This window comes from Acinetobacter chengduensis (assembly GCF_003664645.1).
GTDB lineage: Bacteria > Pseudomonadota > Gammaproteobacteria > Pseudomonadales > Moraxellaceae > Acinetobacter > Acinetobacter chengduensis.
Map to the genome: position 1 here is coordinate 1 of NZ_RCHC01000021.1, position 22547 is coordinate 22547.

Below are 22547 nucleotides of genomic sequence, written 5' to 3' on the forward strand. Positions count from 1 at the left end.
AATGGTTCAAATTCAAAATGCGAAAGATTTGACCGAATTGGATTGCTTAGAAATTGAAGTATCAACGCGCCGTGCAGACATTCAGCCAAAGCTCATGGGCTGTGTAAAGCAACGTCGCTTTGAGCTTGAAAACCAAGCTGATGGGGTTTCGTCATGAAATTCAACTGCTCCTCTATCACCCGGACACTCATAGTGTTCGGGGCAAAGATGGACCATATTTTTGAAAATGTAGGTATTGGTGAAATTGAAAGCCTAATCATCAATGCGAAATTTAAAGAAGCAACTTGGAGAACAAGATGAGCTCTGTAGATGTTAACGGTGGCGTGATGGAAACAAAGCAACTAGAACCGGCTGAAATTATACGTGGCGAGATGGGAACTTGGACCCACCCTGTTTACTCAAACTATGTCAGTGAAAATCTAGATGGCAAAGAGCACATAAGCCGTGACGAATGGGATCAGCTTAAAAACCATTTCAATATCCAAACCGTCACTTTCTGGATGGAAGGCCACGTAAGCCCTGATGACTGGAAAACTATGATGGATGACTGCGATATCACAAAATGGAATCCAATTGCACCAAACGGTTTTTTCTTGATTGATATTAATTTTAGTGAAGATGACGCTTATGCAATTTTCGCTAGAAAAAAGCGTAAAACTGAGGTGGCGTGATGGATATTCAGAAAGAACGTGAAGCGTTTGAGGATCAAATAACGCGTGATGGTTTTGTAGAATTTAGTGGTTATTCATTTCAAAAAGATGAGTGTGATGAATATATTGATGAACGTGTTGAGTGCGCTTGGTTTGCGTATAAGCAAGCTTTCAGTAGAGCCATGGAACAATCCCAAAATGTTGCTGTACCTGAAGGTTTTGTTTTGGTGCAGAAATTATTGAGTGATGAATTGGCTGATGCATTAGCAAGTGATGCATTTAACAACATTCAAAGTATGTTTGATTATGAGCATAGAGATTCTCCAGCTTTACAAAGAGAGCAATTCCGATTGAGATGGTGCAAAAATAAAGCTAGAGAACTTCAAGAAAACTACAAGATGTTGATCGAAGCACAGGAGCAAGGCCATGACTAGAACTGCAAAACAAATTGTTGATCAAACACATGAACTTGCTGAGGCTTTTTATCTACACCTTGGGTATAAACATATTAGATCGTGTCACGGCAATCTTTATGAATCAACCCATCCAACAGAACAAAGTATGTGGCATTTGGCATGTTTGGCGCAAATTGAATTAACAGCTACAGATCCAAACGATGCCTTAAGTGAATTAGATGAGGAGCAAGGCGATGACAGCTAAAATTCTTGACCCGTGCTGTGGATCTCGCATGATGCATTTTGACCGTCAAAACCCAAACGTACTATTCGGGGACATCAGAACGGAAAATCATATCTTGTGTGATGGTCGCTCACTCGAAATAGCGCCAGATATTGAAATGGACTTTCGAAACATGCCTTTTACTGATGGTCAATTTAATCTAGTTGTATTTGATCCACCACACCTTGTTAAAGCTGGACCCTTAAGTTGGTTAGCATTGAAGTATGGCAAGCTTCATGAAAACTGGCGTGATGATATTAAAAAGGGTTTTGAGGAATGCTTTCGCGTGTTGGCCAACAATGGTGTGCTAATTTTTAAATGGAATGAAACACAGATTAAGGTAAGTGAAATTTTAAAACTAACAGATCAAAAGCCAGTGTTTGGTCATATTAGCGGCAAGCGTGCAAATACACATTGGATCACTTTTATGAAGATGGAAAGTTTGAAGGAGGTGTCATGATGGGTGCATTCAAATACACCATTACAATTGAATCAGATACACCTCCACAGGTGATGCTTGGTCAAAACATTGGTGGTGGCATTGTTAAGGAATTAAAAGAGGTTGAAGTGCAACTGGTGACCGCTGCACACTTGGCGAAAATTTATAACCTTAGTGTGAATACGATCCGAGATAAGCTGATCAGCATTAACCAGGGCACTGAAGGCAAGTCACTATACAATCCAAAACTTGCCCACACCCTACTCACTCAAAAAGCTAGAAAAGGCAGACCGAGAGTTAATTAACTCTCACTGCTGTTAAACATCTCCACAAGATCTTGTGCATCCGGGTTGTAGTAAGTATTAATCAGGATGCCAATTGTTTTATGACCTGTAATCTTCGCCAGTATCTCTACCGGCAATTTTCGAACTTTCACCATTCTTGTGATGGCCTCATGGCGTGTGTCATGAAAGTTGATGTGATCCAAACCCACTTCACTACGCACACGATAAAATGTCCGCCTAAATGACTTCTCACCGACCGGAACAATAATTTTCTGATCTTCAGGTATTAAGGATAGTAGTCTTTTTGCTTCAGTGGATAGTGGTACGTTTCGAGATTCACCATTTTTAGTTATAGGCAAATGAACAAAGCCCTCCATAATGTCATCCCTGGTCATTGCCAGTATCTCCCCTTTTCGCATGGCTGTTTCCAATGCAAAAAGTATGGACCATGCGACATAGTGAATAACTCTGGTTGGTCTTGTATTTCTGTCCCACTTCAGGCGATTCAGAAACAGCTCCACATCTTCAGGATAAACTCGTTGATTTCTTGGTTTTCCTTTGGGTGGCTTTACAACCGTTTTCCAAACGTTATTCTCAATCAGAAATAGTTCTTTTTGTGCATAACTGAATATCGATGAAAACATGGAGAACTCACGCAATGCTGTGCTGGTTTGCACTTCAAGAACGCGCTTATTTCTCCATCTAACAATATCATTCGGATGAAAGTCATAAATGGATTTTGTGACCAGTTCACCAGTAATGCGTTCTAAATTATCCAACTTGTTTCGAATAATATGCGCTGACTTTAATTTACTGCCACGTTCGGAATAATACTTTTCGCAAAGTTGCTTAAATGGGAATGCTGGCTTAATTCCATTCTCAATATTGGCTCGCCCAGTTTTTAACTCAAGTAGTTTTATTGCCGCCCAATCCTCACACTCTTTTGCAGTGTCACGAGTACATGAATACCTTTGCTTATGGTAGGTCACAGTAATACGCCAGCTTGACCCTCGCTGGATGGGTTTTGGTATCTTCATTTCTTGGTGTAGATTTGGTGCAGATTATTAATAATAATACCAATTATGCTGTAAAAACTGTGACAATTAATCCTATTTTGTGAATTTTCAAAATAGAAAAGCCACCTACATAAGGTGGCAAATCCTATTAAGTAACTGTAATTTAATATATTACTTTGCTACCGACGCCTCAGTAGTGATGCTCACGGTAATTTTATCACCAACATTAGGTACGTATGCACCAACACCAAAGGCAGAGCGATTAAATGACGTTGTTGCGTTAAAGCCAATAGATTCAGCTTTTGTCATCGGATGTACGCCTTGTTTATTCAACACAGCATCAAGCACTACAGGCTTAGTTACATCTTTAATGGTTAAGTTACCTGTAATTTTGTATTTGTTTTGCCCTAAAGCTTGTACTTTAGTACTTTTAAATGTGATGTTTGGATATTTTTCAGCATTAAAGAAATCCGCTGTTTTTAAATGTTCATCCAAAGCTTTCACGTTGGTATTTAAGCTAGACAGCGGAATAGTGACATCTACAGATGAATTTGCAGGTTTTGCATTATCTACGTTAATCGTACCTTGAATATCGCTAAAGTTTGCAGATGGTGTAGAAAAACCAAAGTGATTCCAATTAAATACAGTTGCCGTATGTGTTGGATCAATTTGATAAGCTACAGGCTTCGCCATAGAAAAAGTTGCAACAGATGCAAGTGCCAAACCTACTGTTAATGCTTTGATGTTCATGTTTTTATCTCACTTTAGAATACAAATCAGTTTATACAGTTCTGCTAAAAATACACTGTTAAAGATAAAACGATTTGTTGCATGTTTAGAACGATACTTTTGTAAACCCTAAGTATTTAGAGCATTCCGCTAGTTCAATGGTTTGGCCTTTCAGCAGATGAAATTAAAAGATAGATTTACCATTTTTAAACACTTCAAATTAGGATAATTGCAACAATCTAAATAAATAATAAAAACTTAGCGTATATTTTCCTAATTATAGGATACTGTTGCTTACAATAAGCCCTATTCTCCTTATTTATAATCACTAAAATAATTTCATCACCTGTATAAATAAAGTTGAATTGTTATGTCAGAAAATTTAGAAGCAATTGAAAAAGCACTCAGCACAAAACAACCTAAAGACGTTGTATTGGCTTTTTTACTCAACACCTCAAAAGAATTAGTTGCGAATGCTACAGAAAAACTTGTCGCAGAAGATGCAATTTATACCTCTCTAAATTTTAACAACCCCGAACTTAAACAAATTGAACCATGGGCAGGTACTTCAACTGGTCGCCAAGTTTATGTATATACCTTCTCAAATGTTGGCACATACTGGAATGTTGACGATTTCCAAGTCACAGATTTAATTGGCGAAGGAGAAACTGTGGCAGTATTTGGTAAATTTACCTATACGTCTGTCATTGCAAAAAATACATTCACGTCTCCATTTGCAATTAAAGCAACGGTAAAAGACGGCCTAATCACGTATTTTCAATTCTTAGAAGATACCTATGCTTCCGCTGCTTCATTCCGTGTTGCTGGTGAATGGACCATTCAACAAGATGCTGACAGCACAAAACGCTTTAATGTTTCTGCAAACTCATAATGCTGAGTTTTTAAAGTTGATAAAGCCCCCGATATCGGGGGCTTTATTTTTGGGTATCTAAACTGCATTAAAGACGATATTGAATAAAGCCTGTTTTTCTTGCAATACGATCATAAAGTTTTTGTGCTTGCTGATTATCTTGGTGTGTTAACCAATACACGCGATCACATTTTCTCTGCTGTGTATATTCTTGCACAGCTTGAATTAAAGCCCGAGCAACACCTTTCCCTCGCGCGCTCTCCAGCGTAAATAAGTCCTGCAAATATGCATAAGGCCGTACAGTCCAGCAACTATCATGTTCAATCACATGTACCAACCCAACTGCTTGATTGTCCATATAAGCCACAAAACCATAAATGTGATCTTTTTGTGGGTCAATCAGCTTTTGCCATGTATTTTCACTCACTTCTGCACTTAATTTTACCTGATAAAATTCTTGATAGCCTTGCCATAACGGCAACCAGTCTGAATATTGAATGCTATCTGATGAGAGTGGTTGAATATTTAACATAGGTATTATCGACTGTTTTAAATCTTGTATGCATTTTTATAAACGATATATACACATAAAAAAAGCTTTATTTCCTGATAGAAACAAAGCTTTTTTAGCACTACATTCAAAAACTTAGAGCTTTTCAACCAAAATGCGATCAATCTGTTTTAAACCTGTCGTTTTTTCATGGTTTTTACGACGTACTTTAATAATTTTTTCTTCAGCCATATCCTGTAACAACAGCTCAACTGCAACCATAGCTTCTAATGGAAGGTCTTGACCAATCCACTTCTGCTCGCCTGCATCCATTAAAGTGATTTCATCACTGATTTGCTCATATAAACTCATCTCTATCTCACTTCTTCGTTTTGCCTATGTATGGGTAAGACATTTACCGCAAAAATAAAAATCTGTGCTGTAAAGTTCAAAAATAAAAGACGCTCTCAATTGAGAGCGTCTTTTAAAGACTGTTTAATAACAGGTATTAAGCAGTGATTTCTTTAACCGCAGCAACAACAGCATCAGTTGTGATACCAAAGTGCTTGTACAAGTCTTTTGCAGGTGCAGATTCGCCGTAAGTGGTCATACCAATTACGCGACCATCTAGACCAACAAATTTCCACCAGTAATCAACATGCGCGGCTTCAACTGCAACACGTGCACGAATCGCTGCTGGAAGAACCGCTTCACGATAAGCTGCATCTTGTTTCACAAATTCTTCAGCACATGGCATAGATACTACGCGTACACCTTCAAGTTGAGCGTATGCTTCCATTGCCAATGATACTTCTGAACCAGTCGCAATAATGATTGCTTTCAATTCGCCTTTTTCTTTCGCAAGGATATAACCACCTTTTGCAACGTCAGCAATTTGATCCGCTGTGCGCGTTTGGAATGGTAGGTTTTGACGAGAGAAGATTAACGCTGTAGGGCCTTCTGAACGTAAAAGTGCAGATTTCCAAGAAATAGATGCTTCTACAGTGTCACATGGGCGCCATGTATTTAGATTAGGCGTACCACGTAAAGATGCGATTTGCTCTACAGGTTGATGTGTAGGACCATCTTCACCAAGGCCAATTGAGTCATGCGTATAGACATGAATCACACGTTGTTTCATCAATGCAGACATACGTACTGCATTACGCGCATATTCCATAAACATTAAGAATGTTGCAACGTAAGGAACGAAGCCACCGTGTAGCGCTACACCGTTTGCAATCGCAGTCATACCAAATTCACGTACGCCGTAATGTACGTAGTTACCTGCTGGATTGTCTTGAACGCCTTGAGCACCTTTCCAAAGTGTTAGGTTAGACCCTGCAAGATCGGCAGAACCACCTAAAATTTCAGGAAGCAATGGTGCAAATGCTTGGATCGCATTTTGGCTTGCTTTACGTGTAGCAATCGTTTCTGCTTTAGCATTCACTTCTGCAATGTATGCATCCGCCTGTACTGCAAAGTCAGCAGGAAGATCACCAGAAAGACGACGTTTTAGCTCAGCTGCTTCTGTTGGATATTGAGCAGCGTATGCAGCAAATGTTTCATTCCAAGCAGATTCAGCAGTTGAACCTTTTTCTTTGGCATCCCAAGCTGCATAAACATCAGCAGGAATTTCGAAAGGACCTTCTGTCCAGCCTAATGCTTCACGTGTTAACGCGATTTCGTCATTGCCGAGTGGTGCACCGTGGCAATCTTCTTTACCTTGTTTGTTTGGCGAACCCAAACCAATCACTGTTTTACAAATAATGATCGTTGGTTTTTTAGTTTCAGCTTTCGCTTCCAAAGTTGCAGCACGGATTGCATCAGCATCGTGACCATCAACTTTAAGTACTTGCCAGCCATAAGCTAAGAAACGTTGTTCTGTATCGTCAGAGAACCAACCTTCTACTTCACCGTCAATTGAAATGCCGTTGTCATCATAGTAAGCAACAAGCTTGCCTAGACCCAAAGTACCTGCCAATGAACATGCTTCGTGTGAAACACCTTCCATTAAGCAACCATCACCTAAGAAACAGTAAGTGAAATGATCTACAACAGCGATGTCATCTTTGTTGAATTGCGCAGCCAATGTTTTTTCAGCTAAAGCAAAACCAACAGCATTGGCAATACCTTGACCAAGTGGACCTGTTGTAGTTTCAATACCAGGTGCATAACCAAGCTCAGGGTGACCCGGAGTTTTAGAGTGTAATTGACGGAATGCTTTTAAGTCATCAATTGAAAGCTCGTAGCCTGTCAAATGCAACAAAGCATACTGAAGCATAGAACCATGGCCATTAGACAATACAAAACGGTCACGGTTAGCCCATTGTGGGTTGCTTGGATTGTGATTTAAAAACTCACGCCATACAACGTCAGCAATATCTGCCATCCCCATTGGCGCGCCTGGATGGCCTGAATTCGCTTTTTGCACAGCATCCATTGCCAATACACGAATTGCGTTTGCAACTCGACGTTCATTAAGTGGGGTCGTCATAGGTCTGCGTCCAAATAAATCTAAAAGAAACTAGAAAAGTGAATAGAAATTCAAAACTGTGTATATTGTCTTAAAAAATGGCTAAGGGGTAAAGCCTCAAGCTCGAGTTTTCGCTATTAATTCGTAATCAAATCATTTTTTGCACAATTATCCAGCACATATCGTCTTGATATCTTCTAGATTTTTATGGTCTTACAGTATATGTTGTACATCTTAAGCCGCTAAAATAGTGTTCATAGCACCCCAAACATGCGCTGGCGAGATATAAATAATTAAAATAAATATATAAATTACAAGAACTTAAAACATAGTGAATATAATTCATGTTTGTATTTTAAAAATGAATTTCCATAGGAAAACTTATCATCACGCCCATGCTTCAAGCAGATTAATAAAAATATCCCATTGTTTTAAATCAATTTAAAATAATGACTCTTGTTATATATTTAATAACAACCACATCTAAAGCATACAAAACATTGAATTATGCTCAGCACATAAAAAGCTGAATGTATAAATTTTCAACCACTTTGAGTGCTTTAGCGTAGCTTTATCACTTTTTTAAATGACCATATCAAATAAAACACCAATAAATTGAAATAAATTCATTCATTTTGGTCGACATGCGCTAGTCCTCAGACGGAAGTCGATGTAACATATTGCGTCTTTTAAATTAACTGTGATAGGACTTATGCGCGAGTACGCTGTATTTACCTCGGAATCTGTAAGCGAAGGCCATCCAGATAAAATGGCTGACCAAATCAGTGATGCTATTTTGGATGCGATCTTAAAAGAAGACCCTTATGCGCGGGTCGCTTGTGAAACGCTTGTAAAAACTGGTGCGGTCGTACTTGCTGGTGAAATCACAACAACTGCAAACGTCGACTTTGAAGCGATTGTTCGAAATACTGTAAATGGTATCGGCTACCATCATTCTGATCTTGGTTTCGATGGCTCAACTTGTGCTGTCATCAATATGATTGGTAAACAATCACCTGAAATTGCACAAGGTGTTGACCGCCAAAAACCTGAAGATCAAGGTGCGGGTGACCAAGGTTTAATGTTTGGTTACGCTAGCCGTGAAACAGATGTATTAATGCCTGCACCAATCTCATACGCGCATCGCTTAATGGAAAAACAAGCAGAGCTACGTAAGCAAGGTACACTTGCTTGGTTACGCCCAGATGCGAAAAGCCAAGTCACTTTTGCTTATGAAAATGGCAAACCTGTACGTTTAGATGCAGTTGTGCTTTCTACTCAGCATGATCCATCCATTACTCAAGCACAGCTAAAAGAAGCTGTTATTGAAGAAATCGTGAAAAAAGTGATTCCTGCTGACATGTTCCATGCAGGCACGAAATTCCACATCAACCCAACAGGCATGTTCGTCATTGGCGGTCCTGTAGGTGACTGTGGTTTAACAGGCCGTAAAATTATTGTAGATACTTACGGTGGTATGGCTCGTCACGGTGGTGGTGCTTTCTCTGGTAAAGATCCATCTAAAGTTGACCGCTCTGCTGCTTATGCAGGTCGTTATGTTGCTAAAAACATTGTAGCTGCTGGTCTTGCAGACAAATGTGAAATCCAAGTGTCTTATGCAATTGGTGTTGCTGAGCCAACTTCAATTTCAATTAACACATTCAACACTGCAAAAGTATCTGAAGATTTGATCATTGCGTTAGTACGTGAACACTTCGACTTACGTCCATACGGTATTACACGTATGTTGAACTTGATTCAACCAATGTATCAACAAACTGCATCTTATGGCCACTTTGGTCGTGAAGGTTCTGATACTGCATTTACTTGGGAAAAAACAGATAAAGCTGAAGCGCTTAAAGCCGCTGCTGGTCTTTAATTGTAAATTCCTCCCTAAAAAAGCCTGCACCATGCAGGCTTTTTTATTATTCAATTTTTAATATGCTAATTTTAGCTTCTAAGCTATTGACTCAAATTTACGCAAAGTTTATTAATAAGTATCTAAAATATATAAAGAAGAAGTTCATGCCATTTCCATTAGAATACAAATTTATAAGTGTCGCTGAAGAACAATTAGGATTTAAGTTTCCTGAAAAATATAAAGCCAAAATGCAAATTGAAAACGGTGGCGAATTCGCGATCAGCTTAAGTGATGAAGACGAATATGAAGATGGTGACGATATTGAAGTATGGTGGCTTTTCCCCTTTCAGGACACTAGTGATGTGAAAAGAATTAAACGTACCATGGAGCATCTTGTCGCAGAGCATAAATCGACGTGTGAACTTGAAGACTTTCCAGCAAACAGTGTTGCAATTGCGCATAATGGCGATGGTGATTACTTACTCATGCGGGCTGACGAAGATTCACAACTGGGAGAAGAAATTTACTTATGGCGCCATGAAGACAATGAATTTATCTACCTTCTTGCACCTTCAATTGAAGTCCTGATACCTAGTGAAGATCATTATTCAAACCATCAATAGCAGTTTGATATCGAAAAGAACTTTGGTAAAAATTACACTAAATCAACAATTTTTGATCGATTTATAAACAGCCCTTCAGCTAATATATGTTCAGCCCATGCTACGGGTATAACAAAAAAGGAAACTGTACAATGAATAAATTATTAGTTGCTCTAGGTTTAGCTGCCACTGTTGCACTTGTTGGCTGTAACAAAGACAAAGCTCCTGAAACAGGGGCTACAACAGGCGAACACTTAGAAAACGCCGCTGACCAAGCTGGCCACGATATCGCAACTGCAACTTCAGAAGCAGCAACTGCAACTGCGACCGCAGTAGACGATGCAGCAACCGCAACTGCTGACGCAGCGCACGATGCAGCAAATCATGCTGAAGCGGCGGCACATGATGCAAAAGAAGCAGCAAAAGATGCTACAGCAGCTACTGCTGGCGCAGTTGAAAAAGGTGCTGCAGACGTTAAAGAAAAAGCACAGCAATAATTGTATTACACCCAATAAAGCCCTCATACAGAGGGCTTTATTTTTTATTTGATCAAATTTACTGAAGTGTTGATGCATCCGGATTATTTCAAATCAATCAAAGATCCTATATCTCTTCACCTTTTCTCTTTATTGATTTTTATGCACAAGCTATACTCGCTTTAAGAAGAATATTTCATTTAAGCGAGCGCGTGTTATGCCTTCGTCTCATCACATAGAACAACATTATATGCAGCGTACAGGCTGGTTACGTGCAGCTGTACTGGGTGCAAATGATGGCATTATTTCTGTGACGAGCTTAATTATGGGCATGGCGGCCAGTGGTGCTTCTACACAAACTTTGCTCATTACCTGTATTGCAGGTTTAATTTCGGGTGCTACCTCTATGGCTGCAGGCGAATATATTTCAGTGAAATCTCAGGAAGACATTGAAAAAGCCGACCTTGCTATGGAACACCGTGAATTACAACGCAATCCAGAACTAGAGTTGAAAGAACTAACTCACATTTATATTACTCGTGGTTTAAGCCCAGAACTTGCACATGATGTTGCTGTGCAACTTTCTGCTCATAATGCCTTAGAAGCACATGCACGTGATGAAATTGGTATTAACGACAATACTGCAGCAAAACCATTATTGGCAGCAGGCTCTTCAGCTTTAGCATTTTCAGTTGGGGCTTTATTCCCCATGTTGTCTATTTTGTTAAGCTCAGAACAGTATGTTTCTCAAACTGTGATGATTGTAGGTGTGATTTCACTGGCTTTGCTCGGAGCACTGTCCAGCTATGCAGCAGGTACATCGTTACTTAAAGGTAGTTTGAGGGTATGTATCTGGGGCATTATTGCGATGGCTTTCTCTAGCTGGATTGGTTCTTTGTTTAATGTCACTCCGCTCTAATACACAACAGCATATAAGTTTTACAAATATATGAATTCAAATATACACATAGTATATTTATATATATTGTCCCTTCAAGGCTATTAACTTTTATACAATAGTCCTGATTCTTATTTTTTAATTTCTTCTCCTATGTCAGTGATTGCTCCGCCTGCAAATAGATCAAATGTATCTATTTGGGTGTCTTTTATTCTGTTAATTGTAGGTACATTAGGTGCCTACCAAGTAGTCGGTGTCAAACAAGCACTTTTATTCCTGATTGGTGGTGCGTTGGGTATGACGCTTTACCATGCTTCATTTGGCTTTACTTCAAGTTGGCGCGTATTTATTAAAGAACGTCGTGGCCGTGGCTTACGTGCACAAATGATCATGCTTGCGCTTGCTGTATTGCTGTTTTTCCCTGCCTTAGGTGCGGGTGAACTATTTGGCAACCCAGTCAAAGGGAATGTTAACCCAGTTTCTATGTCTGTCATGATTGGTGCCTTTATCTTTGGTATTGGCATGCAATTAGGCGGTGGCTGTGCTTCGGGTACACTTTACACTGTCGGCTCAGGCAGTATGCGGATGATTGTAACACTCATCTTCTTTTGTACAGGTTCCCTAATTGCAACCTCACATATTGATTGGTGGTTCAATTTACCCCATTTAGCACCAATTTCGATTGTAACGAGCTTAGGTGTTGCCCCTGCACTGTTCATTAACTTTGTGTTATTTGCACTGATTGCCGTAGCTACTGTGTATTTTGAAAAGAAACGTCACGGTAGTTTAGAGCTCGAACCTGTGAGCCAAACTCAAGGTTGGAAACGTTTTATTCGTGGTCCATGGCCATTAATCTGGGGCGGGATTATTTTAACCCTCCTCAACTTTGCAACATTGGCACTTGCAGGTCGCCCCTGGGGTGTAACCTCTGCCCTAGCAGTATGGGCAGCCAAGTCAGCAAGTGTAATGGGTATGGATGTTGCATCATGGGCTTACTGGCAACAACCTGCCAATGCCAAAGCACTCACTGAATCATTGTGGTTTGATATTACCTCCATGATGAACTTTGGCATCATGATTGGCGCATTATTAGCTGCTAGTCTTGCAGGTAAATTTGCACCAAACTTTAATATTCCAAAGCGTTCACTTGCAGCAGCTGTGATTGGCGGTTTAATGTTAGGTTATGGCGCACGCTTAGCGTATGGCTGTAACATTGGTGCTTATTTCAGTGGTATTGCATCAGGCAGTTTACATGGCTGGTTATGGCTGATCTTTGCGTTTATTGGTAATGGTATTGGTGTAAAACTACGTCCAATATTTTTTCCAGGTGAACGTCCGCAACCTGAAAAATTAACAGGCTGTTAATTCACTGCATAAAAAAAAGACCATAATATGGTCTTTTTTTTATGCCTTGAGCCCTTATGTATTTGGACTTAAAGCGACTCTTAAATTACATCCAAAGCCCATAATTTGCTGTGCTTGCTTATAACTACTGTAATCACTCAATGCAAATGCATAAAAGGCATCAGCATTGGCAAAATGTGGTGCTAAAGCTGTTTTAGATTGATGTTTTAACTGAATTTGATCCAACAAATTTAAGTTAAAATGCCCCAGTCTGTACAATTCATTAAAATAGCTATTCATCAACTGGCAGTATTCTTCTTTCACGGGTTTCAGCGAAGTTGCACTCACTGCATGCAAATGTAAGCTATTCAAATTCATCACATCTAAAGGCGACTGATCTGAAAATGCGATATGTTGCTGTTGCTTCAATTGCTGATAATCCAATGCTAACTGTTTATTTAAATTATCTATTTTACTCTGCAAACTTGCTGCATCAGTCACAGCATAATCAGATACTTTGACTTCAACAGATGGCTTTTGATCGGCAGTGCAAGCACTGAGCATTAGGCTAGATATAATACTCAAAGCAAGGACAAACTTCATAAATGCACTCTTTGGTCTAAAACTTTAAAACAGCCCTATTATGCATAAAAACCCAATTAAAGCGATTTTTCATTCATGTAGCGCCAATAGCGCTTTGGAACATATTGCACGTGCAAGCGCATATTCTTACGCGCTTGAATATTCACACTTCTAAAGTAATCTTTCCAGAGCTGGTCATATAACAGCTCATTATTATCAAGTTGTACACTAAAAGCCTGACTGTGCCCCAGCTGTAAATTGGTATCTACCTCATAAGCATTCATCTGTATTTGATGTACATCTTTCAAATCATAATAAATACCGTATTTACGCTGTTCATCATAAATCAGCCAGCGCTGATCCTGATATCGCGCCTTAAAATGCTTTTCAATGATCGGTAATACATTAAAATCAGGCTTAACCAGACTTAAATACAGCCCATCTTGGCATTTTTTAAAACGTACAAATGCCTCCATGCGATGCTTTTCACGACCCACTTGTTTGGCCCATTGTGAAATACCCAAAACATCGGCGTGACCATAATCCTGATCCACTGGGCGCTGCGACTGAAACACATAAACTGCAAAATTAAAACAATGCTGAAATGCCACATCTTGCTCTGAGAGAAAACTGTAATAAAAATTACGCAGTGCTTTGGCTGAAACCTTTTGCTTTAAACCCTGCCAAACCCGTTGCCCATGTTCATCGTTGGACGGTACCTCAATAAACTCATCAAACAAGCCAGACTGAGGTACCTGCCCCGCAGTCAGTTGCACATTAAATTCCTTAAACTCAAATGCGCGAAAAACACAGCTCAATAGACCCGTCATAGTACCGTCAAATTGATATACCGCCATGTTTAGAAACCAAAACCAAGTTGCGGTGACAGTTGCTGCGTATATTTAGAATTCCCCATCTGCAAAATTTGATTGCGGATTTGGCTTGGTGTCTGATCGCGCTGGAACTTTGGCGTATCTACACAGCGGATAAAATGTTGCGCGCGGTTATAAGACACGCCCATACGTTTCAGCTGATCAATATGGATTTGCCCAAAACGACGTGCTTGTACGATTTTTTTTGCAGAACGTACACCAATTCCTGGTACTCGCATAATCATACGATAATCCGCTCGGTTAATATCCACAGGAAAATGTTCTGGGTGTCGAAGTGCCCAACTCAGTTTCGGATCGATATCTAAATCAAGATTCGGATGGGCATCATTCACAATTTCAGATGCATCGAAGCCATAAAAACGCATGAGCCAATCACTTTGGTACAAGCGATTTTCACGCAATAATGGCGGTGCTGAACCCACCATTGGTAAGGCTTTTTCTTGCTCATTAATTGGAATATAACCTGAAAAATACACACGTTTTAGTTTGAATTCTTTATAGTGCCGATCTGCCATCATAATAATGTCTTGATCAGTTTCTTGAGCTGCACCAACGACCATTTGTGTGGTCTGACCTGCGGGCACAAACTTTGGCACAGAGTGAATGATTTTACGTTCATCTTTAAGCTCAATTAAACGATCACGCACAATACCTAAATCTTTTTGTACCTCAGCATGGCTTTTTTCTGGGGCAAATTGTTGTAATCCTGCTTCGGTCGGCATTTCCAAATTAATACTCATACGATCGACATATAAACCCGCCTCAGTAATAATTTCTTTAGATGCCCCTGGGATCGTTTTTAAATGAATATAGCCATTAAAGTTTTCTTCTAAACGTAGCTTTTTCACCACCTGTAACATCCGTTCCATGGTGTGATCTGCCGATTTAAAAATACCTGAACTTAAAAACAGCCCTTCAATATAATTACGACGGTAAAAATTGATCGTTAAATCCACAACCTCTTGCACAGTAAATGCTGCCCGTTGTACATCATTCGAACGACGTGATACACAATAAGCACAGTCAAAAATACAGACATTGGTAAATAAAATTTTGAGTAAAGATACACAGCGACCATCTTCGGTATAACTATGGCAAATACCATTACCCGTATTACCTAAACCTCGGTCTTTATTTTGGCGTTTGCTTCCACTGGATGAACACGACACATCATATTTAGCCGCGTCTGCCAGTATTTGCAGTTTTTCACGAATACGTTCAGACATAGGAGAAATTCAGCGTAAATTATTAATCACTGCTAAATTATAAGCCACTCATCATGACGAAATAGATAAGTACGTCGCTTAAACGTCACAGTGTGTCGTTTAAAAAAATCATCTTTATTTCGCTTAATGTTGTGCCATTTACAGACAAAATAATGAATATGATTTGCATAAAGCCTACACCTTCGGCAAAGTTAAAAGAAGATGAGGAGAAATACAAAATGAATGTATTGGAAGATTTAGCGATTAAACACCCCATTTTTTTATCTCCAATGGCAGGTGTTTCTACGCCCACTTTGGCTGCTGAGGTGTCTAATCAGGGTGGCTTAGGGGCTCTTGGCTTAGGGGCTAGTAGTATTGATGTTGCCAAACAACAGATATTGGCGACACAAGCTTTGACGGATCATTCTTTTCAAATCAATTTCTTTTGCCATCAATCGCAAGCACTCAATCCGTCGCTATCACAAGATTGGATTGATTACCTACGCCCAGAATTTGAAAAATACGGCGCATCAGCACCAACAGAACTACAGTGTATTTATCCTAGTTTTTTAGATCACGATGACTACTTAGAATTAGTGCTAGAAACACATCCAAAAGCGGTCAGTTTTCACTTTGGTATTCCGCATCCACATCAAATTAAAGCCTTAAAAGATGTGGGAATTATCACCATGGTGACTGCAACCAACTTAATTGAAGCACAGGCAATTGAAACTGCTGGTATTGATATGATTGTGGCGCAAGGTATTGAAGCGGGTGGACATCGTGGCATATTTAACCCGAGTTTTGACAGTGCTATACACACCCATGACTTAGTAAAATTGCTAAAAAAACACTGCAACATTCCAATTATAGCTGCAGGTGGCATTATGACAGGCCAAGATGCCAAACAGATGCTGACGCTCGGTGCAGATGCCGTGCAATTGGGTACAGCCTTTGTGCAATGTAAAAGTTCTCAAGCCAATGAAGCTTATCGTAAAGCGTTGTTTGATCAGTCAGTGACACAAATTTCATCTAGTATTTCTGGTAGACCTGCGCGTGGCCTAGTCAATCATTGGCATAGTCAAATAGATGCACCTGAACGCCCTGCCGTTGCCGATTATCCTTATGCTTATGATTTAGCAAAACAACTTCATCAACTTGCTTCACAGCATCAGGATCATGGATTTGGGGCATTTTGGGCGGGTAGTCAAGTTGCAAAAATTCGCGCCTTAGAAGCACCTGATTTAATCAATCAATTGATTTTAGAAATGAACTTTAAAGAGCACTAAAAACACTAATTTTTTTTAAGCTAGACACTGCTATTTGTTATCTAAACGTAATATTATGTTGCTATATGTAATCCACATAAGCTAACAATGATCGTATAACAATTAGGATAAAAATGGCAGCTCTTCTCCTTGTTTTGGTACTTTTGGGTGTATCTATTGATACCACCCAACACTTTAAATCAGACAAAACATCTCAAGTTACGCCAGTAACGACAGACCTTAAAACTGATGTAACGCCTGTTTCAGAAGCCAAAGCCTCTTAAACGGTGTAGCCTTTCAATCCTCATCTAAGCATTAAAAAAACCAGCCTTTATGGCTGGTTTTTTAATTTGATCAGTAATGGCATTATTCTGCAAATCATACTCAGCTTTCTAACAAATTTACCTGCTCAACTTGTACATCACTCATAATGTCACCATGATCCAAAAGATGATCAAAATAAGCTTCGACTACTTTAAACTGTGCAGCTGTTGAATCTTCTTTATACATATTTTGGCGAAATTCATTACTTGAGCGTAAACCCTTGGTATACCAAGCAATGTGTTTACGTGAAATTCGACAGCCCGAATACTCACCATAAAACTCGTATAGTTCAATCAAATGCCCTAGCAACACTTTTTTAACTTCTTCAATACTAGGTGCTGCCAAATGCTCACCCGTCTCCAAATAATGTGCAATTTCACGAAAGATCCAAGGACGTCCTTGAGCTGCACGACCAATCATGACTGCATCTGCACCGGTATAATCCAACACATATTTGGCTTTTTCTGGCGTGTCGATATCACCATTAGCAATCACGGGAATATTGAGTAAACCTTTGACTTCTTTAATCAGTGCATAACGTGCAGTGTTTAAATACATATCTTCACGCGTACGGCCATGTAAGGCCAAAGCAGCAATACCCGCTTCTTCAGCTCGTTTTGCCACACGTAAAATATTTTCATGGCCATTTAAAAAGCCCAACCGCGTTTTTAATGTTACAGGTACATCAACTGCCGCAACCACGCTGTCTAATATTCGCGCAACGAGGTCTTCATCTTTGAGTAAAGCTGAGCCTGCCAATTTATTACAGACTTTTTTGGCTGGGCATCCCATATTAATGTCGACAATTTGAGCCCCATTCGCTACTTGAAAACGCGCAGCTTCAGCAAGTTCTTGTGGGTCTGAACCCGCGATTTGTGCAGAAATAGGTGCAATTTCGCCATCAAAGTTGGCACGATATAAACTCTTTTTGCTCATGCGTAAGGTTTTGTCTGCGGTCATCATTTCACTGACTGCGTGCCCTGCGCCAAAATATTTACAGAGCGTTCGAAATGGACGGTCAGTAACCCCCGCCATAGGCGCGACCCACAATTTTTTACTGATGGGCTTATCAAATAACTCTTGAATTACTGCGTGTTGCACCATTAATTTTTCCACTTCGTACACATTAAACCTAGAAAATATTTTGCTTGCTGTTATCTCTACATTGTAAATTTTACAATGCAAACACCCTGAGTGAATCATCAATAAAAATTCAGCTCATCTCGCTAATGCAGATGGCAATGCGATATACAAAACCTGCATCATGCGTCACACGAGTGAGTGACGATTTTGCTTAAAGCTATTTTCTATAGGGGCTATAGTCTAAATCTTTCTGACAAAAATCTCTAGTTCAGCCATAAATGCTGTGCCAAACAACGATATAGTCCAGAGCAACTATGCTTTGCGATTCAGTCCCTTTAACGGTCTATTTCAAAATAACTCTACAGTTAATAAAAATACCCAAGCGAACTTGGGTATTTGTTTAATTAAAATCACGAGCAATCTTTATTCAATGCGAATAATTTTGCCATGTTCATCATGATGTACAATGCTAATTTTTTGCTGACGACTTTGTTCAATTTCTTGCACAGGTAAATCAAAATGATGTACATAGTCGGTCAGCGTTTTAGCAGATTGTTTTTTCACTGTTTTTGCAGGCACATAATTAGACCATAGCAACAATGAAATGGCACATGCCACTAATGCAGTAAAGCCATGTTCTAAGCCTGTGCCAAATGAGCCAAATAAATGCTCTAATACATGGTGTTTTTGCAGACTTAAGAAACCCATGACCAGTAAGGCTGGGCGCCATAGTAGCAACCAAACACCCCACATCACTGCTGTAGAGGTATTCGATGCGTATCGTTTATGCCATGGTAACTGGCGGCGTAAATCGATAATTAAGCTATTATTTTTCATTTTGTATTTACTCAGCTTTCTGATTTTATACGAATACCACGGTCAGGACTCACCCAACGAGCACGCTGGCCTGTGCCACGTCGTAATACTTTTGGGAAGGCAACTATACTGGCAGTAATGGTAATTAACCAAAATACGAAAGGATACCAAATCATCCAGAAATAGTTTTTACCCAATGATGGCTCATAGCGACTATCCATCCATTTACTGAGCGCAAATTGTAGTAAGCACGTTGCACCTAATAACATACCTGTACCGTACGGGAGGAAAGGTGAGCTCACTAAATCACCTATGCCCCCCATAGGAATAATAAAGTGTAATAACCAAATCACCGCCATAATCAGCATCATATATGACCAAACAAGGGTCAAAATAAGCTCCATCATTAATGGCCACAGAAAGTTCAGTTTGGGTTTAAACAATACGTCGATATTTTTAAGTAAAACTTGTGCCCCACCCATTGCCCAACGTAGACGTTGTTTCCATAAGCCACTGAAAGTTTCTGGCATTAATATCCATACCAAAGCATTTGGCTCAAAGCGGATATCCCAACCTTCTCGCTGCAATTTCCATGTAATATCAATGTCTTCAGTAAGCATGTCTGGCGACCAATAACCCACTGAATGCACCGCGCTTTTACGAAAGCCTGTAATGACCCCAGAGACTGTAAATAAGCGACCAAAGCTTCGTTGCGCACGTTTAATCATGCCTACAATTGAGGAAAACTCACCCACTTGAATACGGCCAATAAGTGTAGAACGGGTACGAATACGTGGATTACCAGTCACTGCGGCCACACCATCATTTTCTAAGAAGTGACGCATCATCCAAGTTGCAACATGAGGGTCTAGAAGCGCATCACCATCAATCCCAATCAGGTACTCAGCATCAGTCAACAAGCTACCTGCTTGCAATGCCATTGCCTTTCCTTGGTTTTGTGCCAAATGCACCACACGTAGCTTTTCGTATTTTCCAGCCAAGCGATCCAAAACTTCTGCAGTATTGTCTTTACTCCCATCATTGATGGCGATGACTTCAAAGTTTGGATATTGCAAACCTAAAGCGTGGCTCAAAGTTTCTTCTGCATTATCACCTTCGTTGAAACACGGGACCAATACCGCAACTTTAGGATATTCTGTTAATGCAGGTGGCTCTGAAAATGGCGGATCTTTGCGCTCTTTCCAATAAAAAATCAGTGCACCGACCATCCATAAATACGACATAAATAATGGATAGTAAAATACAAAGTGCAATGCTGAATGCCAAAATTGCTGAAGCGTTGACATAATTCAATTCCTCTAAGGAATAAGTTTGCTTGATTTCAAATCAAAGGCTTTACGCATTACATGTACATCGGGATGATCTTTAATTGGGTCATCAGGATAATAAGCCACGTGCATCACGCCTTGCTCATATAAAGACTGGATGGTTGAAGCCATCTCGTCTGAAGGGACTTTTTGATTGGTACGCCAATCCACTGCTTGTAACTCAAATACGGTCTTTTTGATTCCATTTGGAAATTGTTTGACCCGTTTTACGATGTCTTGATAGAACTTGGCACTATTGGGTGCTTGCTCCATATAAGGCATGGCCATAATCGCGGTAAAATCATAACGATTTAGCGATTGCTCAAGTGACTGTGAATACCAATTTTCTGCATACGGTTTTAAAGCAACTTGTGCATATAAATTACGAGCAGTCAGTAAAAATGGTTGATACTGACGAACTTCTGACGCCAATTGCATCGCAAAGTTGTCTATATATTCCGTTTTAAAAGCAGTCCATTTTTGCAACTGCGCATCGTTATTACGAATTGCATTTAAATCTTGCGGTAAACCAATTGAAGCGTAGGCCTTCATCGCGTCTGGGCTAGCATCTTCATAATCAGACAATGTGGTGTCATCATGGAATAAAACCCCATTAAATGATGCTGATTTTGCAAGGTCTGTGTATATACCCGCAATCGTTGCACGGGCATCAGCAGAAAATGGGCTCAAACGGTGATATCCCATATTTAAATGCTCACCCTCTTTGCTTTGCTGTGTTTCCACCAAATCTTCTGAAACCGCGTTATTTTTTGGCAAATCCCATGCAAGCAACGGCATCCACGCATAGATACGGCTGACATTGGTACGCGTTTGAATTTGCCACGCAACGCGGTTAAATAAGTCCGCACGCATAGGTAAGTAATGATTTGGGAAATACACCATATCCGCAGAACCATTCGCATCTGGATCTGAAAAGGCTTGTAAATAGACGGTATTGACTTTCATGGCTACAATACGATCCAACAAACTACCTAAATTACGTTCTTGCTGAGCTGGATCAGGATCATAAATATAATCCAAATCGATATGCATAATTTTTTGTGGACGGTTGTTATCGCCTAAGTTTTTTTGACGGTTTTCAATTTCTTGGGCCAATTCAGTCGTCGACATATTGCCTTCGACTAAAATCCGATTGAGCTGACCTAAAGAGGTTTTTGCAGAGTCTGCACCGTCATCTAAACTAATGGCCACTGGCATCCCAAGTTTTTTTGCAATGCTCACTGTTTCCATGTTGTAACGACCATAAGGCCACACCATCACACGTGGTGACTTCAAACCATGTGCAACCAAGAGCTGATTATTCTGTTTTAAATCTTGGGTAATACGCTGTGTATACTGCGCATCACCTTCATAGCTTGATGTTTTAGGATCGTATAAGCGCGTCACTGCAGCAGGTTCAGAGTTACCTTGCGGATTGCCTAAAATGCCACGATGCAAATTATAGCTATGGCTTGCGATTTCAACTAAGCCACTATTTTGCATTTCTTTCAGCTGATCCCACGTTAGCATGTCACTACGTGGGATTTTCTCATCTGAAAAATCGACTTGAGCTCCCGCTTTAGGCTCTAACCAAGAACCCACCACAGCTAAAACTACGGGTATCTTATGTGCTTTAATTACAGGATATGCATTTTGATAGAAAGATTCATAGCCATCATCTACAGTCAGCAATACAGGCTTAGCGGGTAAAGTCGATTTACCTTTATTCGCATTTATGAGTTGATCCACTGTAATAAAATGAAAGCCTTGTTTTTCCAGCCATTCAATGTGCTGTTGAAACTGCGCTGTACTAACTGCATATTCTGGAATTAATGCGTTTTTGTTGTTGGTGATTTCATGATAACCAATAACAGTAAGTGTTTTTGTTGTAGCACTATGATTTGGTGTCGCAGCCATGGTGGCTTGATTTGCCAAGCTTGCCAAAAGAGAGGCAGCGATTAGCGTTTTAAGAAAACGAATTTTCATGGATTATGGCTCAAATATGATTGCGAGAATTGCAGCACACCCCCCAATCATCCATCATTGCAGTTGCTCTTCCTAAGCGAGGGTGTACTGAATTCCCATGCTGACTTTTTAGCAGAGCAAGCTGAAAAGAAACTTAAAAATTAAAGGTTTTTCATTATTTTTTCTGAGTAAATACAGACACTATTCCAAGGTAGCTCTATAGAGTTAAATTCAATCGCATAGGTGCATATTCGCTCAACATTTACTGC

Annotated in this window: 25 protein-coding genes; 13 read left to right on the top strand and 12 right to left on the bottom strand. The window is 39.9% G+C overall.

Annotation, left to right across the window (positions count from 1 at the left end):
• The first annotated feature begins 296 nt into the window (after positions 1–296).
• From D9K81_RS15310 to D9K81_RS15330, 5 genes are read left to right on the top strand one after another with little or no spacing between them, the layout of a single operon-like run.
• Complete coding sequence (locus D9K81_RS15310) at positions 297–671, top strand: hypothetical protein (protein ID WP_235831051.1); 375 nt, start codon at positions 297–299, stop codon at positions 669–671.
• Complete coding sequence (locus tag D9K81_RS15315; RefSeq protein WP_121523614.1) at positions 671–1084, top strand: hypothetical protein; 414 nt, start codon at positions 671–673, stop codon at positions 1082–1084. Before D9K81_RS15310 ends, D9K81_RS15315 begins: the two co-directional genes overlap by 1 nt.
• The gene (locus tag D9K81_RS15320; protein WP_121523616.1) at positions 1077–1310 is read left to right on the top strand and encodes a hypothetical protein; all 234 of its coding nucleotides are present in this window, start codon (positions 1077–1079) and stop codon (positions 1308–1310) included. Before D9K81_RS15315 ends, D9K81_RS15320 begins: the two co-directional genes overlap by 8 nt.
• The gene (locus D9K81_RS15325; RefSeq protein ID WP_121523618.1) at positions 1300–1788 is read left to right on the top strand and encodes a TRM11 family methyltransferase; all 489 of its coding nucleotides are present in this window, start codon (positions 1300–1302) and stop codon (positions 1786–1788) included. Before D9K81_RS15320 ends, D9K81_RS15325 begins: the two co-directional genes overlap by 11 nt.
• Complete coding sequence (locus tag D9K81_RS15330; RefSeq protein WP_120365361.1) at positions 1788–2072, top strand: DNA-binding protein; 285 nt, start codon at positions 1788–1790, stop codon at positions 2070–2072. The genes D9K81_RS15325 and D9K81_RS15330 overlap by 1 nt, the downstream gene beginning before the upstream one ends.
• Here the strand turns inward: D9K81_RS15330 and D9K81_RS15335 are convergent.
• Together D9K81_RS15335 and D9K81_RS15340 are read right to left on the bottom strand one after the other, a co-directional pair.
• Positions 2069–3088: a site-specific integrase gene (locus D9K81_RS15335; RefSeq protein ID WP_121523620.1), complete on the bottom strand. Its 1020-nt coding sequence runs from the start codon at positions 3086–3088 to the stop codon at positions 2069–2071. The two genes, D9K81_RS15330 and D9K81_RS15335, sit on opposite strands and share 4 nt — an antisense overlap.
• A gap of 150 nt (positions 3089–3238) precedes the next feature.
• On the bottom strand, positions 3239–3817 hold the full coding sequence (locus D9K81_RS15340) for a YceI family protein (protein ID WP_121523622.1): 579 nt from the start codon (positions 3815–3817) through the stop codon (positions 3239–3241).
• A gap of 349 nt (positions 3818–4166) precedes the next feature.
• Here D9K81_RS15340 and D9K81_RS18465 point away from each other — a divergent pair, with 349 nt between their 5' ends.
• The gene (locus D9K81_RS18465) at positions 4167–4688 is read left to right on the top strand and encodes a nuclear transport factor 2 family protein (protein WP_171406952.1); all 522 of its coding nucleotides are present in this window, start codon (positions 4167–4169) and stop codon (positions 4686–4688) included.
• Positions 4689–4755: 67 nt separating this feature from the next.
• Here the strand turns inward: D9K81_RS18465 and D9K81_RS15350 are convergent, their stop codons facing one another.
• The 3 genes from D9K81_RS15350 to tkt form a co-directional block, all read right to left on the bottom strand.
• Positions 4756–5199: a GNAT family N-acetyltransferase gene (locus tag D9K81_RS15350; RefSeq protein WP_120373432.1), complete on the bottom strand. Its 444-nt coding sequence runs from the start codon at positions 5197–5199 to the stop codon at positions 4756–4758.
• 114 nt (positions 5200–5313) lie between these two features.
• Positions 5314–5529, bottom strand: coding sequence for a hypothetical protein (locus tag D9K81_RS15355; RefSeq protein ID WP_120373433.1), 216 nt, complete (start codon positions 5527–5529; stop codon positions 5314–5316).
• Between the two features lie 136 nt (positions 5530–5665).
• Complete coding sequence (gene tkt / locus D9K81_RS15360) at positions 5666–7654, bottom strand: transketolase (protein WP_120373434.1); 1989 nt, start codon at positions 7652–7654, stop codon at positions 5666–5668.
• Positions 7655–8345: 691 nt separating this feature from the next.
• On the opposite strand from tkt, the gene metK reads away from it, so the two are divergent.
• From metK to D9K81_RS15385, 5 genes are all read left to right on the top strand, one after another.
• A complete protein-coding gene (gene metK / locus D9K81_RS15365) occupies positions 8346–9512 on the top strand; it encodes a methionine adenosyltransferase (protein ID WP_120373435.1) in 1167 nt (388 codons plus the stop codon).
• A 146-nt stretch (positions 9513–9658) separates the two neighbouring features.
• The gene (locus tag D9K81_RS15370) at positions 9659–10117 is read left to right on the top strand and encodes an SMI1/KNR4 family protein (protein ID WP_171406953.1); all 459 of its coding nucleotides are present in this window, start codon (positions 9659–9661) and stop codon (positions 10115–10117) included.
• Between the two features lie 131 nt (positions 10118–10248).
• Positions 10249–10593, top strand: a complete 345-nt coding sequence (locus D9K81_RS15375) for a hypothetical protein (protein ID WP_120373437.1) — start codon at positions 10249–10251, stop codon at positions 10591–10593.
• A gap of 196 nt (positions 10594–10789) precedes the next feature.
• Positions 10790–11491 carry a VIT1/CCC1 transporter family protein gene (locus D9K81_RS15380; RefSeq protein WP_120373438.1) on the top strand — a complete coding sequence of 234 codons (702 nt, stop codon included), beginning with the start codon at positions 10790–10792 and terminating at the stop codon, positions 11489–11491.
• A gap of 132 nt (positions 11492–11623) precedes the next feature.
• Entirely contained in the window at positions 11624–12835 is a 1212-nt protein-coding gene (locus tag D9K81_RS15385; RefSeq protein ID WP_120373439.1) for a YeeE/YedE family protein, read from the top strand.
• Positions 12836–12889: 54 nt separating this feature from the next.
• Here D9K81_RS15385 and D9K81_RS15390 read toward each other — a convergent pair whose 3' ends face one another.
• Genes D9K81_RS15390 through D9K81_RS15400 form a run of 3 tightly spaced genes read right to left on the bottom strand, consistent with a single transcriptional unit; the run spans position 12890 to position 15515 of the window.
• Positions 12890–13417 (bottom strand): hypothetical protein, encoded by a 528-nt coding sequence (locus D9K81_RS15390; RefSeq protein ID WP_120373440.1) that lies wholly within the window; start codon positions 13415–13417, stop codon positions 12890–12892.
• A 56-nt stretch (positions 13418–13473) separates the two neighbouring features.
• Positions 13474–14253 carry a TIGR03915 family putative DNA repair protein gene (locus D9K81_RS15395; protein ID WP_120373441.1) on the bottom strand — a complete coding sequence of 260 codons (780 nt, stop codon included), beginning with the start codon at positions 14251–14253 and terminating at the stop codon, positions 13474–13476.
• 2 nt (positions 14254–14255) lie between these two features.
• Positions 14256–15515, bottom strand: a complete 1260-nt coding sequence (locus D9K81_RS15400; RefSeq protein ID WP_120373442.1) for a putative DNA modification/repair radical SAM protein — start codon at positions 15513–15515, stop codon at positions 14256–14258.
• Positions 15516–15733: 218 nt separating this feature from the next.
• Between D9K81_RS15400 and D9K81_RS15405 the strand changes: the two genes are divergently transcribed.
• Both D9K81_RS15405 and D9K81_RS18470 read left to right on the top strand, forming a co-directional pair.
• On the top strand, positions 15734–16783 hold the full coding sequence (locus D9K81_RS15405) for an NAD(P)H-dependent flavin oxidoreductase (RefSeq protein ID WP_120373443.1): 1050 nt from the start codon (positions 15734–15736) through the stop codon (positions 16781–16783).
• Between the two features lie 113 nt (positions 16784–16896).
• A complete protein-coding gene (locus tag D9K81_RS18470) occupies positions 16897–17046 on the top strand; it encodes a hypothetical protein (RefSeq protein ID WP_171406954.1) in 150 nt (49 codons plus the stop codon).
• A gap of 100 nt (positions 17047–17146) precedes the next feature.
• Here the strand turns inward: D9K81_RS18470 and dusB are convergent, their stop codons facing one another.
• The 4 genes from dusB to pgaB form a co-directional block, all read right to left on the bottom strand.
• Positions 17147–18190 (bottom strand): tRNA dihydrouridine synthase DusB, encoded by a 1044-nt coding sequence (dusB, locus tag D9K81_RS15410; RefSeq protein ID WP_121523624.1) that lies wholly within the window; start codon positions 18188–18190, stop codon positions 17147–17149.
• Positions 18191–18592: 402 nt separating this feature from the next.
• Positions 18593–19006 (bottom strand): poly-beta-1,6-N-acetyl-D-glucosamine biosynthesis protein PgaD, encoded by a 414-nt coding sequence (pgaD, locus tag D9K81_RS15415; protein WP_120373445.1) that lies wholly within the window; start codon positions 19004–19006, stop codon positions 18593–18595.
• An 11-nt stretch (positions 19007–19017) separates the two neighbouring features.
• Positions 19018–20292, bottom strand: coding sequence for a poly-beta-1,6-N-acetyl-D-glucosamine synthase (gene pgaC / locus D9K81_RS15420; protein WP_120373446.1), 1275 nt, complete (start codon positions 20290–20292; stop codon positions 19018–19020).
• A gap of 12 nt (positions 20293–20304) precedes the next feature.
• The gene (gene pgaB, locus D9K81_RS15425) at positions 20305–22299 is read right to left on the bottom strand and encodes a poly-beta-1,6-N-acetyl-D-glucosamine N-deacetylase PgaB (RefSeq protein WP_120373447.1); all 1995 of its coding nucleotides are present in this window, start codon (positions 22297–22299) and stop codon (positions 20305–20307) included.
• Positions 22300–22547 lie beyond the last annotated feature (248 nt).

Coding starts and splice junctions, on each gene's coding strand:
- D9K81_RS15310 (WP_235831051.1), top strand. CDS start 297: ATGAGCTCTGTAGATGTTAACGGTGGCGTGATGGAAACAAAGCAACTA.
- D9K81_RS15315 (WP_121523614.1), top strand. CDS start 671: ATGGATATTCAGAAAGAACGTGAAGCGTTTGAGGATCAAATAACGCGT.
- D9K81_RS15320 (WP_121523616.1), top strand. CDS start 1,077: ATGACTAGAACTGCAAAACAAATTGTTGATCAAACACATGAACTTGCT.
- D9K81_RS15325 (WP_121523618.1), top strand. CDS start 1,300: ATGACAGCTAAAATTCTTGACCCGTGCTGTGGATCTCGCATGATGCAT.
- D9K81_RS15330 (WP_120365361.1), top strand. CDS start 1,788: ATGGGTGCATTCAAATACACCATTACAATTGAATCAGATACACCTCCA.
- D9K81_RS15335 (WP_121523620.1), bottom strand. CDS start 3,088: ATGAAGATACCAAAACCCATCCAGCGAGGGTCAAGCTGGCGTATTACT.
- D9K81_RS15340 (WP_121523622.1), bottom strand. CDS start 3,817: ATGAACATCAAAGCATTAACAGTAGGTTTGGCACTTGCATCTGTTGCA.
- D9K81_RS18465 (WP_171406952.1), top strand. CDS start 4,167: ATGTCAGAAAATTTAGAAGCAATTGAAAAAGCACTCAGCACAAAACAA.
- D9K81_RS15350 (WP_120373432.1), bottom strand. CDS start 5,199: ATGTTAAATATTCAACCACTCTCATCAGATAGCATTCAATATTCAGAC.
- D9K81_RS15355 (WP_120373433.1), bottom strand. CDS start 5,529: ATGAGTTTATATGAGCAAATCAGTGATGAAATCACTTTAATGGATGCA.
- tkt (WP_120373434.1), bottom strand. CDS start 7,654: ATGACGACCCCACTTAATGAACGTCGAGTTGCAAACGCAATTCGTGTA.
- metK (WP_120373435.1), top strand. CDS start 8,346: ATGCGCGAGTACGCTGTATTTACCTCGGAATCTGTAAGCGAAGGCCAT.
- D9K81_RS15370 (WP_171406953.1), top strand. CDS start 9,659: ATGCCATTTCCATTAGAATACAAATTTATAAGTGTCGCTGAAGAACAA.
- D9K81_RS15375 (WP_120373437.1), top strand. CDS start 10,249: ATGAATAAATTATTAGTTGCTCTAGGTTTAGCTGCCACTGTTGCACTT.
- D9K81_RS15380 (WP_120373438.1), top strand. CDS start 10,790: ATGCCTTCGTCTCATCACATAGAACAACATTATATGCAGCGTACAGGC.
- D9K81_RS15385 (WP_120373439.1), top strand. CDS start 11,624: ATGTCAGTGATTGCTCCGCCTGCAAATAGATCAAATGTATCTATTTGG.
- D9K81_RS15390 (WP_120373440.1), bottom strand. CDS start 13,417: ATGAAGTTTGTCCTTGCTTTGAGTATTATATCTAGCCTAATGCTCAGT.
- D9K81_RS15395 (WP_120373441.1), bottom strand. CDS start 14,253: ATGGCGGTATATCAATTTGACGGTACTATGACGGGTCTATTGAGCTGT.
- D9K81_RS15400 (WP_120373442.1), bottom strand. CDS start 15,515: ATGTCTGAACGTATTCGTGAAAAACTGCAAATACTGGCAGACGCGGCT.
- D9K81_RS15405 (WP_120373443.1), top strand. CDS start 15,734: ATGAATGTATTGGAAGATTTAGCGATTAAACACCCCATTTTTTTATCT.
- D9K81_RS18470 (WP_171406954.1), top strand. CDS start 16,897: ATGGCAGCTCTTCTCCTTGTTTTGGTACTTTTGGGTGTATCTATTGAT.
- dusB (WP_121523624.1), bottom strand. CDS start 18,190: ATGGTGCAACACGCAGTAATTCAAGAGTTATTTGATAAGCCCATCAGT.
- pgaD (WP_120373445.1), bottom strand. CDS start 19,006: ATGAAAAATAATAGCTTAATTATCGATTTACGCCGCCAGTTACCATGG.
- pgaC (WP_120373446.1), bottom strand. CDS start 20,292: ATGTCAACGCTTCAGCAATTTTGGCATTCAGCATTGCACTTTGTATTT.
- pgaB (WP_120373447.1), bottom strand. CDS start 22,299: ATGAAAATTCGTTTTCTTAAAACGCTAATCGCTGCCTCTCTTTTGGCA.